We start from the raw sequence: 17,507 nt of genomic DNA, 5'->3' as shown, positions 1-17,507 counted from the left end.
TATCTCCTGGGTCGCTTGTAATCTTTGCATTTCTATTTTCAAAATGCTCAGTAACCATAAATAGAATAATATTCTATCAGCTTTCTTCTTCCTAGTTACTGATTTTAATCTTTATCAACTTATAACATACTACAATTTTGAATTAATCAAATACTCTTCTATCTTTTGGCAGAGTAAATAGAACCCAAATTGAAAATATAATATTTGAGTAGAACCCATTATTTCCTGTATTTAAAGCCATAATAATATTTGCAATTGTAAAGTATAAACAAAAAAATAAAACTAATCTATACGCCCATTTATTTAACTTCAATAATCCAACTCCTATAATCAAAGAAATTATTATTAAAATTATCCTCGCTGGAAGTTCAGGAAAAAATAACAGACCATGTCTTAACGCCATGGAAAGCCCCCCAGTATCAGTTTTATACGCTCCTGTAATTAACGTAACTAAAAGTACAATTGCTCCAAAAATATAGAATCCCCCAATAAATGAGATATTAGACCATCTTTTATTATTCATTCAACATCACCTCAATCAATTTTATAAAACTTTTTTATAACCATTCTATACACTTAAATTTAATTTAATACAGATGTGAACTATCACTTTTTTAGTAATAGAACTAACTTTGTTATATGGAGTTTAGACACTACACTTTTAGCAAAACCTACTCCAATTATCCTTGAATATGATTCATACTACATAATAATTGAGGGGCAATATAAGAATGTAGCGTATGCAACTCTTTGACAAATGTATTTAGTTCTTTATTTCCAATATTAGATTTTTGATTTTGGCTATGTTTGCTTCAATGCTTTTAATTGAGTTATTTTCTTTACTGATAGTGTCAATTTTCACATCTAAACGAACTAAATGTTTTTCAATATCATCTAATTTTTTATCAAGCTTTTCAACCTTATCCAAAGTAATTAATCCCATAAACTCACCTTCCTCTATTTATATGCTATGACTCAAGAAATTTATAAATTATTCGCCTCGTTCATTGTCATTGATTTCGATCGATTCAAGTTCTTTATCATTATCGTTATCTTTTTCGATAAATTCTGAAGCAATCAGATATATTATTCCTACTATCAATGAAATTACGGCAAATGTATTTAATCCATTTCCAATATAACCCAACATGCTGCTATACAATCCAGAACTCCATGAGGACACGTTTGATCCAAAAATTGCAGCACATATATACCGTGTTGCAAATAAAAATGCTGCTATAAAACAAAATGAAACCCCAGCTCCTCTTCTACTCATAATATGCCTCCTATTCAATATCCATTGATAGTTTGTCTTTTTTATACCGTTCCAACACTTTATATGAAGAATATGAGTTAAATATAACCAAGGATTATTCTTATTTTATTTTTTTATAAAAAATTGTTGCAATAGATTAAGGTATTTATCTGGATAAATCAAACTAATTTCTCCATGTCCACTTTTTTCAATTACTTTTAAAAAGCTACAGTTAATGGTTTCATGCAGTAACGATGCAGATTTTTTCATTACTGATAATTCTTTCCCACCAACTAATATTAATGTTTTTGCTTTTGTGTTGCATAATGCTTCCGGCATTGGATAATTTCCATTACTCATAGTAAAATTAATTAGTGATTCTTTTGTCATTCGTGAACTTTCCTCATAATAGATCTCAAATAATTCATCTGGGACATTCAATGTTTTAGCCTGTAGTTTTGCAAACCATCTTTTTTTAATTAGCCCATAGCACATATTATACATTGGTACAGTTAGTGCGATTGCCATTTTTATAGGATAAACTAAAGCACTCTCTATAACAGCATTCTCAGTAATATCAGATTCTTTGGATAATATTTCAACAGTAATTTGAGCACCAATAGAAAGACCGCAGATTGCGAAAACTTTTCCGTTACAATTTCCTTTTATGTATTTAACAACTTGCTTGGCCGATTCTTTTATGCTTACAAAAGTGGTATCACAAGCATCACCATGCCCATCAATGATGGGGGTAATAATATAAAAATCATTTTTTAGTGCTTCAATTTGTGGTTTCCATGACCACCATGATAATCCGCCCCCATGAATAAAAATAATAACTGGCATATTCTTATTCCCAAATTCTTTAAATAACATATTCAGCCTCCACTCATATATCCTAAATTAAATAACAATTACTTTCCTATAGCCTACCACTGTGACTTATCCTTTGTATTGGAATAGCTAAAAATTACTACTAACCTATATACAGATTATAAGTAATAAATTTACACATGGTGGTAATATTTCTTCACCATAATTACTATTCATTTGATAATATTTTACAATCATTTAAATATCATAGATTTATAACATATGAACGTTATACTAAAATTAAGTAAAATGAAACTAATAAAAATGTAAAAAATTATGCTGTTAGATAATTCTTTTTAATAAACTCCATCCATTTATTCTGCAATTGATTCTCTGTTATGCCAAAAACACCTAAAAATTTATTAGGCGACTCTATTAAATTATATAATTTATCATAACCAAACTCTTCAATTATTGATTCTACTATGGTATATGAGTATTGATATCCATTGCGTTTGAAAAATGTTTCAAAATCCTCGCCGGTATCTAAATCTTTGAATGTAGGAACCGTATTATTTACTAAACCATTCATAACGGTTTTCCTTATCCCATTTTCATTATTGTCTTTTGCTTCGTAACATGCAATCCCTTCATTCAGCCATCTGGGTGTATCAGCATTTATTTTATTTACTATGATATGGACAAACTCATGAACGGCTGTATTTAATACGTTATCAAATTGTGAACCTGGTGGTGGATTTAGAGGAGATGCTATTACAATTTTATCTACACCAATCCCTCCTCTTATCCAATCAGGTGCATTTGGAAACCCTAAAGCAATATGAAGTTGATTTAGTTCTGAATGAATCTCAATATTCAATTTCTCTTGAAGTTGTTGCTTGAACATTATTGTAATTCTATTATAATTATCTTCAAGAACATCTGAAACCTTATCTATACATGGCTTGTCGATTTCGGTGTAATAAATTATAAAATGTTGAGTTTCTTTCTTTAAATTTAATTTATAATCTTTCTCTTGATATGCCTTTTCAACTTTTACGTTATCCATTTCATTTCTTTTATCTATCATTTTAGATTTCTCCTTTTTTTAATCAAGTTAATATTCTGAATTTTTCTGTTAAGTGCTTCCCAAAATGCAAAAGAGTAAATTAATACATAGGAACTCTTCATTTTTCAATTTATGCAGGTTCTTCTTTTTCTGTAATGTACCATGTACCATTTATATTTTTAACCGTAAATATAATTGGTACATGGGATGAACCACCTATAATATTATTTTGTAAATCCATTATTTTAACTGAATAAATCATTTTCACATAAACAGTATTATTTTTAAATCTTCGTGAATCTTCCTTTAAGCTAAAATCTATTTTATAAGTTTTTTTATTATCTGCTGGATAAGCATTATATATATTTGTTCTTTCAAATACTTGTTGTGACATATGTTTGGACAATTCATTAGTGTACCCCTTATTAGTTAAAAATGCTTCCTTTACTACATTATAAGTATCTGCCCCTGAAAACCACTTAGGTATAAATTTAGTATATGCATAAGTACTCATAATGCTTAAGCATAGTATTAATCCTATACTTAATATTATATTTTTTTTAATAAAATCCTTTACTTTATTAAACATGTATACTCCCCCTTTTTATTCCGAACACTTCTTAATAAAGTTTATGATTAGCTAGAACTTCGTCTTAATAAAGGCATGTCTATAACTTATCCATTAATTACTCTTCCAACTATTTGCCGCTTCCTTCCATACAGTAGTACTATACGGTCTACTATAATCATTTTTCTTTTTAGCAATGGATTCGACATGTCTAAAGAAAAAAGTGATTTCCTCTTTTGCTAAATTTAATTGGTCAAAAATTATATCGCACCAGGTTTTTGCATTTATGTATAACTCCGATTTCATAGTATAACAAATGGTATCACTAATATTGTAAGGTATTCTTCTCTCTAAAATGTTAATAGCATTTTCATTTAATTCAAGAATGTTATACGCTGCTCTTTTATCATAATCAAGCGCTGATACTCCCACGCCTAAAGGCATGGGGTTCTTAAATACATTATCTTCTCCTATACTCTCATTTATATAAAAACTATAAACTACAACATATAAGAACTAAATAACTTCTCTAAGACTTTTACTACCAATTATCCCAATGGATAAATTAACGATAGTTTAAAGGCTCATATCAAAACCTTATTTTTTTTATATTCCCATACTTGCTATTTTCTTATTGTCACTACTTAATAATCTATTTATTTCTTTATCATGAAGCATTTTAAAATTACCGTATTCGCTGAAACACTTTTCTCTATCTATTTCTTCTAAATTTTCTTTTACATTCATTATTAAAAAACTAGAATATAAATCTCTTTGAATTTTAATTTCTTCATTATCTATATTAAATATGTTGAAACGTTCACTTAATTCTTTTTTATTATACTTCTCATCAAAATGGTTATACTGTGATGCTTTTATTTTATAAGTATTAACTTTATATAATTCAGTATTATTCCACTTTAATTTATTGTCTAATATAGTTAAAAGCATACTTGGTGCTTTATTCGCTAAAGATTTTCCAAATCTTTTTTTCTTATTAAATTTTCCTGTTTTTTCATTTACGATAGTATTTTGGGAACGTTTTTGCAATCCTTTATAGTTCATTGTTTCCACTAATATTCTATCACCTAAACCCACTATTTTATTAGCTAAAATATTATGACTTTGCTTTCTTATATCAGTTTGTTTCCTTTGAATATCTCTTAATTCATTTTGCGTTTTAATATACTTATTGGATTTAACCCATATTAATTTTATACCATGTTTTATTGTACCATTTTCATTAAAATTATTAGGATTGTTAATTCTTCTTTGTCTGTCTAGTTTTCTTAATAATTTTCTTTTAATTGTTTCAATATTATTAATTTCGGGTGCTAATTCTAATAATTTAACATCATATTTTGAGGCAATTCCTATAGTTTGAGTTCCAATATCTATTCCAACATTGCCCTTCCCTATACTATTTTTAACTTCCCCAGTTTCTTTATTATATTTAACAGGAGGAATACCATCTAAAACTAATTGAATATAATATTTATATTTTCCACGAATAAATTTTCTAACTATTCTACAATATTTAACTTTGTTTAATAGCGAAATTTCTGCATATTCATCATTTTTATTTATAATCACATTTGTTTCTAATCCATTCCAAATTAATTTATTATCCCTAAATCTAATTCCTGTTTTATTGGATTTTCCTTCTACACTGTTCATTTCTCCATATTTCTTAAAACAAACCCTATTTGCAGTATGAAACATTAATCCTTGAAATGCACTAAAGCACCGTGAAGCTATTTTTTGAGCGGTGAAGCTATCTATATTGACTTTAAAATGTTTTTGAATAGGTTTTACAAAATCATGAAGTGAATACTCTGTCAAACCATATTTTTTATTTAATTCATTGAATTGTTTGTTACGGTCTTTTCCTATAGTCATTTTAACAACTTTCCTATATTCTTTGGATTGTCTCATGCTATTATATCTTTTATATAATTCCCCTAAACAGCTATTATATATATTCCTACTTATTTCTAATCTTTTATCTAAAATATTTTCTTGATATTTTTCCGTATCCAGTTTTACTGCTAAAATATAATTTGGCACAGTATTCACCTCGCTTTTTAATATCTTGTTTTTTGACTTTCCACGTATGTTTTTACCATTTCACTACTTACATTTCCCGCAGTTGATATAAAATAACTTCTAGTCCATAAACTAGGCATTTTCTTCAATTCGTTAAACTCGTCTCTCAAAACCCTACTTGTTACACCCTTTATTTTTTGCATAATATCAGCAGGACTTAATGTTGGAAGACAATTCAAAAACATATAAGTATGGTCTTTATCACATTCTATTGCGATAATTTCAATATCTATCTCCTCACATACACATTTGACCATATTTTTAAATCTTTCTTCCACATTAGGTATTAAGAATATTTTTCTTCTATACCTTGGGCAAAATATAAAATGATAATTAATTAAACTTACTGTAGTTTTAGTTGTTCTATATTTATTTTCCATAATTAAAGTATATCGCAAAACGTGTATGTTGTAAATGACTTTATACCCCCAAAAAATACAAAGCTAGTTTCTTATGCTATCCATCCCACACCTGAAGGAGTGGGCTTTCCACACAAATATTGTAATCCACATGAGCCTGGGTTTATTATTACTTTCTTGTCTATTTTTGCATGCCACTGTATATGGGTGTGTCCAAAAATAACAATATCCGTATCAAGACCATCTAAAATCTCAACAATCTTGTCATCACTGGATAAGATTTTCTGAACATAACATAAGTATTCCTCATGTGAAAAATTCTCTTGAATCATTTTCTCCGCATATTGGGAACTTGAGAGCAAACCCATATTTGTAGACTTAAATAAAAATGATGAAGAGTGAAACAAATGCATTTTATGATTATCATTTGGTGTTTTGATCTTTTTATCTTCAGGTAAGCCTATTAAATACTGTAAATTATCATCATCAAGTTCTCTATAATTCCAATAAAGAGGAGCAAATTGATCATATACCCATTCTGTTTGATCAGATTTTAATAAACCATCTAAATATTTTTCTTTATTACCTTTTAGTACATGGGCTCCATTAATGTTCTTTATAGTATTTACGACTTCATTGGGGTATGCTAAATCACAATAATAATCGCCAACGAATATGTATTCATCTATAAAATTTCTCTTTGCATCATCAATTACTGCATTTAGTGCTGGCAGATTCCCATGAATATCTGAAATAACTGCATATCTCATTGCGTATCCCCTTATAATATCTCCACTAAAGAATAACAGTTTTTTCTTTAGGCTAACTGGAGTAAATTGTTAGTTGAAGTTAATTCATTATATTAGTTCAAGGTATTTAACTAACTGTGATTGTAAAAAGATATATTAATGTCTAAATCACTACCTTAGTTTTACTTATATTTTCTTCTTTAAAAGTACAGCCCATAGGAATGATTTTCCCATAGCCACATCTGGTTTATCTATATCTATCATTCTTCTAAACTCAACAATCTCAAAGTTTTTAGAGAACAAATTCCTTAACTTTTCCTCAGTATACCCAATTCCGCCCCTAAGGCTTTTTTGTCTATATACTTCCCAATCCGACATCTGGGGCAATCCATTTTTATTTTTATCATCTTCTGCTGCAAAACAAACTAATCCAAAATACCCTTTTGGTTTTAATAATTTTTCAATCAAGCTAACATACTGAATTCTTCTATGTGGTGGAATATGGTGCAAACATCCTGAATCATAGATAAAATCATATCCTAATTCTTGTATTGGAATATTAAATATTGAATCACACATAAAATTCACCTTTAAATTTTTTCTGCTAGCCCTTTCTTTTGCCCAAGTTATTGCTTCTTCTGAGATATCAACTGCATCTACATCGCATCCATTTTGAACCATATAGATTGCATTACGTCCAGGACCACATCCTAGTTCTAATACTTTACTGGATTTAATAATTTCCTTTTGAAAGTATGAAATTAAGTTTTCATCTGGAACATCTATGAAAAAAGGTATATCTTTTTCTCTGTCTTCATAAAATTTATTCCAAAATGGTGAAGGCTCTTTTAGAAACGAATCCAACATTTTTAATATATCTTCGTAATCATAAATATCCTCAATTGTTTTTTTATCTTCATTTTTCTCCATTCTTATCTACTCCTTATTTTAAGCTTTAATTGCATATGCATTTCTTATATCAATATCAGTTTTGGGAATATAATTGTAAAGGTTTTTTACTTTCGATATATTCTTCTATCATTTTTATATCGGTTATATCTTTTTCTCTTCCTAACTCTGATTTTTGCTTTTTAATGCTTGCTAAACTGCCTACAGGTAATGCATCAATGAATTCTATTTCATCAACAAACCAATTTTCTAGTATTTCTATTGTATCGTTTATATCCATAATTCTTGAATTATCTTCCGCTAATCTATACCTACAACCTTTTTTTAGAAAGTGCTCAATTAACCTAGTGGTACACCCTAGATCAATGTCATTTGTTCTTTCTTTAACTCCATGAAGTACTAATCCTGCACCAGAGGTTATCCAATATTCGCTTAAAGGCAAGTCCATAGATTTAAGTATTTTAATTATATCTTCTTTATATAACATTTTGTTATCCTCCAAATAAATTAGCATTTTAATAAATTTACCATATAATACCCAGCTCAAATGTTTAAGTACCATTCAGGAGCACCATGGGTTTCAAAATCATGTGTGTTAAATATTTTAACTTGTCTCTCCCTTACTTTATCCAATTGGTTATATGCATCATGACCACCAATCATACTTGCATGGAAATTTAATGCAACAAATAAATTATACTTCCTCCAAAACATATCTGGAACGTTACAATTAAAATAACCATCTATCTGACCTTTTGAGAACTGTACACTTATTTCATTTGTATATTTAGGAAGTTTAAAAAAATCTTCTATTGGGTCACCCCAATCGAATCTATTAAAATCTATAATTCCAATTAATTCGTTCCCATTAATTATTATATTCATAGGTTGAAAATCATCGTGTTGAAATCTGATGCAACTTCCCCTTAATATTCTAAAATTGTCTTCAATATAATTCTCTATCTTATCCTGCTTATAAAAGCTACAACCTAATTCAAATAATTGTTTTTTCTTTAATTGATACTTTTCCCATCTTTTCTTATACCAGTTAAAAGTTTCTGAAGGTTTAATTTCATGAATTTTTCTAAGTTCATTTGCGGCTTCATACCCTAATGAGTACTGTATTTCTTTGGGGAGCAATGGCAATACCTCATCTCCACTTTTTCCTTCTAAATATGTTAATATAGTAATACATACATTGGATTTTTCTAATATAAAAAATTCTAATGGTTTTGAGCATTTAACACCATTGTTATACTGAATATTTAAATAGTAAAATTCTTGTTTTTTTCTATTATAATCCTTAATATTAGAAACTTTCATGAGTACTGACATGTTATTATTAAGTTGTAGCAAATATTTTTCATCATTAGAGTAACCTTTTATTACAGGTTTAATATTTTCAACTTTATATTTAGTAAGATATGATAATGTTTCATCAATAATTGTACATTGCATGTCGTTCATTAAATGATCCCCCTCAGATGAACAATTTATATGAGCATCGATTTCCCATCCTTATTTATTATACAAATTTGCGAATAGCTATTATTACTAGTAATAAAGTTGAGTTTTATAATTCTATCCAATATCTTTGCAATATATTTCCATCATCTTCAATTAGCTCATTTTCAAGGATTCCACCATTTGCAATTATAGTTTTTGCTGAAGCAATATTATCTTTGTCACAAGTTATAAGAATTTGTGTTATTCCTATATTTATACACTTCTCAAGAGCCATTTTTAACATTACCTTTGCATATCCTTTTCTTTCGGTAGGACGAATTCCATAACCTATATGTCCAGCAAATTTAAGAAGTTGTTCATTCAAGTAATGCCGTATACTAATTGCTCCAAATACTTTGTTATATTTATCTACTAAAAAAAATGTATCTGAAGGTACAAGATGAGATGGACACGTTTCATTAGTCTTATATGCTTCTAATTTTTTTAACCAGTTAATGTAATCCATTCCTCGTGGGTTTATTGCTCCTGGATATATATGTTCTTTTGTTTTTTTTCATTCTAATAGCATTTCATTATATTCTTCTTCATGTTCCAATGAAGGAATCACTAAATAAACTTCTTTCAATATAAAACACACCCTTTCCCTTTGATAAACTTATTGCCAATACTCAGAAATATTTAATTACATATAATGGTCTTGATAATCAGGTTATTTTGTCAACCCATTCATATTTTATCTAAAAAACTAATAATTTTTTCGGCCTCTTCTTTTGCACTTTTCTCTGCACCTTTAATAATAAATTCATGACCTTTACCCTCAATTAATAACAGCTCACATTTTTCTTTCCCAAGTATTTCTGCCATATATTTTGCTTCTCTGCAATGTACATCTTTATCGCTATCTCCATGTATTAATAAAGTAGGCGGATACGTTTCAGTAATATTTCTTATAGGACAATAAGGTTCTAATTGCTCTCTTACACTAGCATCACTATCATTTCCTTGTAACCCAAGAAAAGATGCTGCCCAACAATTATTTTGAATTATATATGAAAAATACTTCCACCGTTCTTCTACATTTCCGTCACATATAGGTATAGCACCTACTGAAGCTAGAGCCTCTTCTTTTGATATTACAGGACTCTCAAATAGAGGTAACGTAGATCTATCTGGAAAAAGATCTGAAAATCCACTTAATGATATTATGCCATCTATCACTACATCTTTTAAATTGCCTGCCTGTAAAGCTAAATACCCACCTGAAGATTGACCCATCACCACTATTTTACACGGCTTGTTGCTCAGCTTATTAATATACTCTCTTATATGCTTAATGGCATCATTTATATCTTCAAGGATTTGATTAAGTAGTGTTTCTGGAACTAACCTGTAATCAATCGAGAAGAAGCCATATCCAGCTTCAATAATTCTTTCTAATAGCCATGTGGGAACCCACTTTCTTGAGCCAAATATTGAGCATCCACCATGCACAAATATAATATATGTTTCTTTGACATTTCTTTTTGGTGGATAATAATCAGCAAACATTGATAAATTCCCAACTTTTTTAAATTCTATTACCTTCAATCTGGTTACCTCCTATTTTAAATTCAGCTCTGGGTTAATAGAGAAATCTTGATGACTCTTGTAAATAGAAATTCCATCATACGGCTTTAATTTATGAGCGACGTGTTCTTTTACTGGCATAGTTATTTCAACAAAACTTATTTCACAAAAGAAACCATGAATCACTTCGTAATTTTCTATTACATATTTAACAGATGCACAAAGAGCATTGGCATCATCTGAATCACCAAGCATAACTGCACAATGTGGAACCCAGCTATCTGGCAAATAATATTCATATCCAGAATGGTCACAAAAGCTGAAGGTGTTATGAAATTCACGGTGCAATTCAAACAATTCATGTGTTACAACTGGAGATAAGAAAATGCATTTTGAATTATTAAAAACACCTATGCTTGAAAGATGTGTAGGAAATGAACTTATTTGTTTTGTAAGTTTATCTAGTAACTTGTCGCATTTTTCAAAATCAATATTGTTAAACAAACCAAGAGTTATATGCGGGCGTGTTTTCCACTCCAAATAGCGTTTGCTAATGCCTTTCTTCGCTATTCCATTTGGTAATCTCATTATTTTTTCTTCTGTTTTTTTATCAAAATATAGCTCAACTGCGTAAAGCATTTTTACACTCCTCCCACTATTCGTAAAATATAAATAATTTCATTTAAATCTCTATAAATCTTATCGTTAGGATTAGCTTCAATAAACATAAATTTTCATCTTATACCTTCGATATATAAGAAAGATTTTGTTACAGGACGTATTTCTTAGGCTTTTGAACCTCTATATATTGCTGTCTTCAATTCGTTAATATACTCTTTTTTTTCTGGCATATCTGTTAATTCAACATGCTCAATTGCTAAATCTATGTCATAGGGTACTCTAGCAAGAGAAATAGTAAATGATGATTTAGCCTTACTATTCAGCTTTCCTTCAATTATTCCATAGGAAGCTTGGGTTATTTCAAGTGGATTACCAACACTTCCAACATTAAAAATGGTTTTCCCATCAAAATTATCTATATGAGCACCATGTATATCACCATATCCAATTACATCTGCTTCAGCATTAAGAGTTGGCGTTGCTGCAAACAATTTCATCCGTTCACTTTGCTTAGTTGAAAGGTAGACTCTATGAAAAAGATCATTTGGAGATGCATGACATAGTCTTAATAACTTTCCGCTGATATAAAATTCTTTATATATTGGTAACTCCTTCATATACTCTAATCGTCCAACTCCTAATTTTTTCTGATGCCACATCAAAACTTCATTATCATCTATTTCTGTCATATAATAATCCCAATTACATTTAAGTACAACTTCGCAATGTTCTCTGATTTTATCTACTACTTCTGCTGAACTAGGACCTTTTCCAGCTAAATCACCGAGACAAAAAATTGTCTTAATACCTCTATTATCGATATCTTTTAATACAGCTTCTAGTGCTGGAATATTTCCATGAATATCTGATATTATTGCAATTCTTTTCATATTACGCTCCTCATTTTTTATAATTACGTTTAGAATCATCCTAATTCTATTTCAAACAATAATCTTATTTATTGCCTTGTAACTTTGGTTTTATAATAACTATGCCCTTTAATATTTCAAATTCTCAATGACGAGAAGCCTGCAGAGAGCTGACTTAGCTTCCTAGGTGCAGCTTGTCTATCTTTTTAAAATTCAAAAGTATTCTCAATAACACCTGGCAGTATGCTGTATATAGATTTGCCCATTTTTCCCTCGAAATATTTTTTTAGTTCCATGAAGGCTTTCCATTTTGGAATATTATATTCATTCACTCCATGTCGCAGGGCAACATCAATCAGTCTTTTTTCTATCAGTGTAAAACCATTATGCAATGCTAATGCATCACACAATTGTATTAATTTATCATAATCATTATATTCAACGATATTAAAATAGTCTTTAACAAACTTATATTCCTCATCGCTGCAGTTTTTATTTACAACGTCATCAATATCATAAATACTTTTAGTCGGGCAAGAATGAGTCATACAAATTTTTGCTAATAAATCATAGCCTAGTTTTTTAGAATAATTATACCCACCCAACATATGTACCATAGTTGTTATTCCATATTTAAGGCTATCTCTCCTTCCGAAATCATGAAGCAGTCCTAATATATAAGCAGCCTCTGAATCCAACTCCTCACAATTTTCTGCTATTAGTTTTGCCGCCTGGGCAGTAAAAATTGAATGTTGTACCCATGGTCCTGGGAATAAAATCTCTGCTTCCTTTAACAATATTTTGGATTCTTCTATTGTTGGTATTCCTTGTTCACAACATTTTTTCATATATGTACATCTCCCTTTAGTAGAATTTATTACATAATTAAATAAAATTAAGCCTCAATAAACCCAAATCCAAAAAAATTATCAATCACTTTTTTTATTTAAAATTGCGCACAACGTTCCATGGTTCTAAATGGGCAGTGCCGGTAGGGCAACTGTTACCCTATATATAGATTATAAACCATAAATTTACACAAAGCTATATGAAAATTGAAGGGCACTATAAAAGCAAAACATTTATTGGGTCAGACACATACATCTCTTTCTGATATAAAACTAAAGGAGTTTAAAGTTCTTATTAAAACGTGAACTAAGGGAAGCCAAATGACTTCCCTTACAAACTGTATTCTTGAAATTATGGAGCCTGTAAATAATTTTATGTGAATAGAATAAAAAGTAATCTTTCTTAGCAATAATTAAGATAAGTTAATTATAAAACATTGTAAGGAAGAGTATTCTCATGTAATATATTTCCAGGGAAATTTTAAGAAATTATATCGATAAGCAAAAGTTTATAAGCCCAAATGAGGTTCTAAATTCTACGAAGAATATATTCAGAGATGTTCTTCAGGAGGCATTAGAAACAGAGATGGATTCAGAACTTGGAGCAGTAGATCTTAATATACCTAGAGATAGAAATAGTGAAGTTGAACCTAAAATGAATTAGTATTTAAATAATCATATAGACTTTTAATAAAAAAGTTTTTAAACCCGGAAATAACACCTAAATTTTCACTTTTACTACCCTCTAAATCATAATAATATTTCATGCTTTCCATCTCTACAGATAATGAATCTAACGGAAAACCTTCTCTATATTTCTTATGTGGTTTGTCTACAATATAAAATTTTTCGGAATATATATCTTCACCGTCATATTTATAAATATTATTCTCATCCATTACCAAACATATGGAGTTCTTATAATATGCAATTAACTTACCGCCATATCTTGTTGCTAAATTGCTATAGTAACTGAGCATCTCTATATAAGTCAAATTGTTTCCATGAATTCTTTTTATAAGTACACCGGGTTGGTCTTTTTCATCAACACCTTCAAAATATAATCCAGTATCATAAGAAAATATGGGTTGTTTAATCTGTTCAAAATAAGCCAGGGCTTTTTGTGTTGCATTTGATAATGGATTTTTCCCAGTTTCTTCAGCCTCTTTTAATTCCATACCGAGAGTTCCAAGATCAGTAATACTAATATTCAATCCGTCCAGCATCTTTATCATGCTTTCTAGCTTAGAGGGATTATATGTTCCATATATTAAATTCATAAAATCAACTCCTTCCTCTTTAGCACAAAGTGTATACTCTAAGGTTATAATTTCAAATATCTTTCTTCTTTATTTAATGAATATAAAATCGCGTGTCCCAGTTCATGAAACAATGTCCTTAAATTATTTAGAGATTTAATAGGCTTTGGTGATATTATTATACTTTTTATATGTCAAAATTTCAACATTTCAATATATGAAACATTTCAAATAGATTGCATACTTATTGAAGTGTTCTTATGATTTCATATAAAGTTTAAGAAGGAGCATTCCTTACTGATGGCGCTATATTGTTTAATATATAATTAAATTATATGTAATATTATTAATCAAAAATATATAAAAAAACACCGTTCAGCCAAGGCGAACGGTAGTATTTTGTTAGATGTTGTTACCCGATTTTATCTATATTTGTACAATTTTCATTGTTTATTGAGGCATTAATTCTCTTCTCAATTTTTCAATATCTTTTTCATTAAGTTTAGAGTACTTTTTGATTTTTTCTATATCTTCCCCATCTAAAATCATTTCTTTTGCCATATCTATTTTTCCTTTTTTAATTCCTCTTTCCTCTGCTTCGTCTAGTAAACTCATCTTTTCAATAAGAGATTCTTCTCTTGCTTTGTAGAGTTTTATTGTTTCTTCATCACTACTTAACCATTCTAGTCTTTCTTCAGCTTTTCTTATAACAGAATCCACCGCTAAAACCTCCTTTAACATATCATTAGAAGTATCTTCTTCTAAAAACATTAACCATCTATCTAAAGGGTTATTTATATTTTTTAACCCTCTTTTAAACTTTGGAAGTTCTATGAAATTTATTTCTAGTTTATCCGTTAACATGAATGATTTTAGTTCATCTTCATAAAAATGAAATGTTGAGTGAAATTTTTCAATATGAAAATAATCAAAATCTAAAATACCTATTACTATGGTCTTTTTTAAATCTTTATATTTTCCACCAGCTTTTATAGGTTCCACATACATTTTTGACATATAGTACAGCATTCGCTCTACTATATTCTTTTGATCAATTAGTTGAATCTCAATATCTATTTGTGTATTATCCAATGTTTCAGCTCTAACATCAAGTCTTCCAGTTTTATCATTTATTAATTCTTTTGCTAATTCCTTATTTTCAATAACTGTTATGTCTTTTAATTTGTTATCCTCTGGAAATTTTAATATTGCATTTAATAAGGATATTAAATTTTCCTTAGCTTCTATTTCTCCGAATAATCGCTTGCTGACTAGGTAGGTGGAATTACTTCCACTTTCCCGTCTAAGAACCGTACTTGAAAGTTTCCCTTCATACGGCTCAAGCCCCTGAAAGCATTCTTTAGCATGAAAATGCCGGTTTCTATTAATAATTGGTCAATTGGTTAAAGTACAAGCCCTATGTGCTAATAATACTTTATCCTTTTGTTTATTTCCAATAGGATTATTATTATTATTATTATTATTATTATTATTATATGTTATACTTCTTTCTTCAGCAGTGTCCATTGATAATCCACATATAGTACATTTTCCATTCTGTTTTACCCATAATTTTTTAAATATTCCGGTTAGCTTCTTTGCTCCCAATTTGTACTTTCGCTCTTCAAAATATTGAGTATCAGTATATGGATTTTTATTAAGCTTTAGTGGTATATGTCTGATTATTTTCTTATCACTCATTAAAATCAGCTTCTTATTATCCTTGAATACCCAATTTCTAGCACCGTGTACTTTCCAGTATTTTGATTTTATCCATCTTTTGCCTTTGTTAGGATGTCTCCTTTTTGCCCATTTCCATAACATTTGAAATGTAATATGGTCTATCTTTTGAAATATATCATTTGATACAGCACATTGATGGTAATTACTCCATCCAGTTATTATTTGATTTAACTTTATTATTAATATATCCTGTTCTACTGATTTATTCCCCTTTATAATCGCACTAATTTTACTTATTACCCTTTTAATTGATTTTTGAGATGGCTTAATCAGCAACTTACCTTTATATTTCTTTATATTCCATCCAATAAAATCAAAGCCTTCATCTATATGAGTTATTATTGTCTTTTCATCTGACAATTCTAGCCCTCTTTGGATTAAAAAACTTTTTATTATTTCTTTTGCTTTTATAGCAGTTTCACTGTCGGGAGCTGTAACAATAAAGTCATCCGCATAGCGGATTAGATTAACCTTGGGTCTTTCATTATTTCGGATTTTTGTACTTCTTTTAAATGTGCTTTTCAATAATTCGTCTATACCATCAAGAGTAAAATTAGCTAAACAAGGACTAATTGGAGAACCTTGTGCGGTTCCGCTTTTTGTAGAGAATAGTTTCCCCTTATATACATATCCAGATTTAATAAGCTTATTTAATACATTAGTATCCATAGGAGAGTTATCTGTTAGCCATTTATGTGATATATTATTAAAACAGCCTTTGATGTCTCCTTCTAGAACCCATGTTGGGGATGACTTGCGACTAAAGTTTATAAATATTTGTGACATAGCGTCTACACAACTTCTGTTTTTTCGAAATCCAAATGATGTTTTGTCACTCATGCTTTCTACAACAGGATCCAATCCCATCATATATAATGTTTGCATAGCTCTATCATGCATTGTAGCTATTCCAAGCGGTCTCAATTTCCCATTTTGTTTTCGTATATTTACTCTTTTTAATGGTTTAGGTTTATAGTTCTTACTGTTAAGCAACTTTACTGCTTCACATTTTTTCTTTGCTGAATTCCAGAGTATATTATCTATGCCCGGTGTTTTCTTACCTTTGTTTGTTGTTATACGTTTTACTGACATTAGTTTAGCATAGTGGGAATGAACCAGCATTCGCTGTAATTCTTTTACAAGTTTCCAATTTTTATTAATAGTCGCCTTTACAATCCTAGCTTGAATCTTATTAACGAATTTTTCAATGTTTTTCCAATCAATGCTTTTCCAATAAAAGCTTGCTTGTTTTTCGTCTAAGTTTGCAGTCTGTTTAATTAACAGTATACACATCTCCCTTATTCGT

The 17,507-nt window shown here is 29.3% G+C and carries 21 protein-coding genes; all 21 read right to left on the bottom strand.

The genetic code is table 11. From position 1 onward, the window contains the following. Window positions 1–142: 142 nt before the first annotated feature. Entirely contained in the window at window positions 143–523 is a 381-nt protein-coding gene (locus tag G9F71_RS13120) for a hypothetical protein (RefSeq protein WP_164951816.1), read from the bottom strand. A gap of 240 nt (window positions 524–763) precedes the next feature. Then, window positions 764–943 carry a hypothetical protein gene (locus G9F71_RS13115; protein WP_164951817.1) on the bottom strand — a complete coding sequence of 60 codons (180 nt, stop codon included), beginning with the start codon at window positions 941–943 and terminating at the stop codon, window positions 764–766. Window positions 944–991: 48 nt separating this feature from the next. After that, window positions 992–1,276 carry a hypothetical protein gene (locus G9F71_RS13110; protein ID WP_187353507.1) on the bottom strand — a complete coding sequence of 95 codons (285 nt, stop codon included), beginning with the start codon at window positions 1,274–1,276 and terminating at the stop codon, window positions 992–994. A gap of 105 nt (window positions 1,277–1,381) precedes the next feature. Next, on the bottom strand, window positions 1,382–2,131 hold the full coding sequence (locus tag G9F71_RS13105; RefSeq protein ID WP_164951818.1) for an alpha/beta fold hydrolase: 750 nt from the start codon (window positions 2,129–2,131) through the stop codon (window positions 1,382–1,384). A gap of 271 nt (window positions 2,132–2,402) precedes the next feature. Beyond that, window positions 2,403–3,158, bottom strand: a complete 756-nt coding sequence (locus G9F71_RS13100; protein ID WP_164951819.1) for a peptidase MA family metallohydrolase — start codon at window positions 3,156–3,158, stop codon at window positions 2,403–2,405. Between the two features lie 109 nt (window positions 3,159–3,267). After that, window positions 3,268–3,726, bottom strand: a complete 459-nt coding sequence (locus G9F71_RS13095) for a hypothetical protein (RefSeq protein ID WP_164951768.1) — start codon at window positions 3,724–3,726, stop codon at window positions 3,268–3,270. A gap of 93 nt (window positions 3,727–3,819) precedes the next feature. Continuing rightward, on the bottom strand, window positions 3,820–4,149 hold the full coding sequence (locus G9F71_RS13090; RefSeq protein WP_164951820.1) for a hypothetical protein: 330 nt from the start codon (window positions 4,147–4,149) through the stop codon (window positions 3,820–3,822). A gap of 162 nt (window positions 4,150–4,311) precedes the next feature. Next, window positions 4,312–5,772 (bottom strand): transposase, encoded by a 1,461-nt coding sequence (locus G9F71_RS13085; RefSeq protein ID WP_224626389.1) that lies wholly within the window; start codon window positions 5,770–5,772, stop codon window positions 4,312–4,314. 17 nt (window positions 5,773–5,789) lie between these two features. After that, entirely contained in the window at window positions 5,790–6,191 is a 402-nt protein-coding gene (gene tnpA, locus G9F71_RS13080; protein WP_164951821.1) for an IS200/IS605 family transposase, read from the bottom strand. A 71-nt stretch (window positions 6,192–6,262) separates the two neighbouring features. Next, on the bottom strand, window positions 6,263–6,940 hold the full coding sequence (locus G9F71_RS13075) for a metallophosphoesterase family protein (RefSeq protein ID WP_164951822.1): 678 nt from the start codon (window positions 6,938–6,940) through the stop codon (window positions 6,263–6,265). 165 nt (window positions 6,941–7,105) lie between these two features. Continuing rightward, a complete protein-coding gene (locus G9F71_RS13070) occupies window positions 7,106–7,849 on the bottom strand; it encodes a class I SAM-dependent methyltransferase (protein WP_164951823.1) in 744 nt (247 codons plus the stop codon). Between the two features lie 55 nt (window positions 7,850–7,904). Next, a complete protein-coding gene (locus tag G9F71_RS13065) occupies window positions 7,905–8,315 on the bottom strand; it encodes a hypothetical protein (RefSeq protein WP_164951824.1) in 411 nt (136 codons plus the stop codon). A 56-nt stretch (window positions 8,316–8,371) separates the two neighbouring features. Next, entirely contained in the window at window positions 8,372–9,295 is a 924-nt protein-coding gene (locus G9F71_RS13060; protein ID WP_164951825.1) for an aminoglycoside phosphotransferase family protein, read from the bottom strand. Between the two features lie 106 nt (window positions 9,296–9,401). Beyond that, window positions 9,402–9,800: a GNAT family N-acetyltransferase gene (locus tag G9F71_RS13055; protein ID WP_164951826.1), complete on the bottom strand. Its 399-nt coding sequence runs from the start codon at window positions 9,798–9,800 to the stop codon at window positions 9,402–9,404. Window positions 9,801–10,021: 221 nt separating this feature from the next. Continuing rightward, window positions 10,022–10,882 (bottom strand): alpha/beta hydrolase, encoded by an 861-nt coding sequence (locus tag G9F71_RS13050; RefSeq protein WP_164951827.1) that lies wholly within the window; start codon window positions 10,880–10,882, stop codon window positions 10,022–10,024. 12 nt (window positions 10,883–10,894) lie between these two features. Then, complete coding sequence (locus G9F71_RS13045; protein ID WP_164951828.1) at window positions 10,895–11,500, bottom strand: 2'-5' RNA ligase family protein; 606 nt, start codon at window positions 11,498–11,500, stop codon at window positions 10,895–10,897. Between the two features lie 146 nt (window positions 11,501–11,646). Next, window positions 11,647–12,372 carry a metallophosphoesterase family protein gene (locus tag G9F71_RS13040; RefSeq protein ID WP_164951829.1) on the bottom strand — a complete coding sequence of 242 codons (726 nt, stop codon included), beginning with the start codon at window positions 12,370–12,372 and terminating at the stop codon, window positions 11,647–11,649. Between the two features lie 185 nt (window positions 12,373–12,557). Continuing rightward, window positions 12,558–13,199, bottom strand: a complete 642-nt coding sequence (locus G9F71_RS13035; protein WP_164951830.1) for an HDOD domain-containing protein — start codon at window positions 13,197–13,199, stop codon at window positions 12,558–12,560. Between the two features lie 650 nt (window positions 13,200–13,849). Further along, window positions 13,850–14,479 carry a non-canonical purine NTP pyrophosphatase gene (locus G9F71_RS13030; protein WP_224626386.1) on the bottom strand — a complete coding sequence of 210 codons (630 nt, stop codon included), beginning with the start codon at window positions 14,477–14,479 and terminating at the stop codon, window positions 13,850–13,852. Window positions 14,480–14,908: 429 nt separating this feature from the next. Beyond that, window positions 14,909–15,847, bottom strand: coding sequence for an Rpn family recombination-promoting nuclease/putative transposase (locus tag G9F71_RS13025; RefSeq protein WP_224626685.1), 939 nt, complete (start codon window positions 15,845–15,847; stop codon window positions 14,909–14,911). Between the two features lie 6 nt (window positions 15,848–15,853). Further along, window positions 15,854–17,494, bottom strand: coding sequence for a group II intron reverse transcriptase/maturase (gene ltrA / locus G9F71_RS13020; RefSeq protein ID WP_224626189.1), 1,641 nt, complete (start codon window positions 17,492–17,494; stop codon window positions 15,854–15,856). Between the last annotated feature and the right edge of the window lie 13 nt (window positions 17,495–17,507).

Source organism: Clostridium sp. FP2, assembly GCF_011065955.2.
In the GTDB taxonomy this organism is placed as follows: domain Bacteria; phylum Bacillota; class Clostridia; order Clostridiales; family Clostridiaceae; genus Clostridium_AD; species Clostridium_AD tagluense.
Note: the sequence above shows the minus strand (reverse complement) of the source record. Positions and strands in the feature narration are given on the sequence as shown.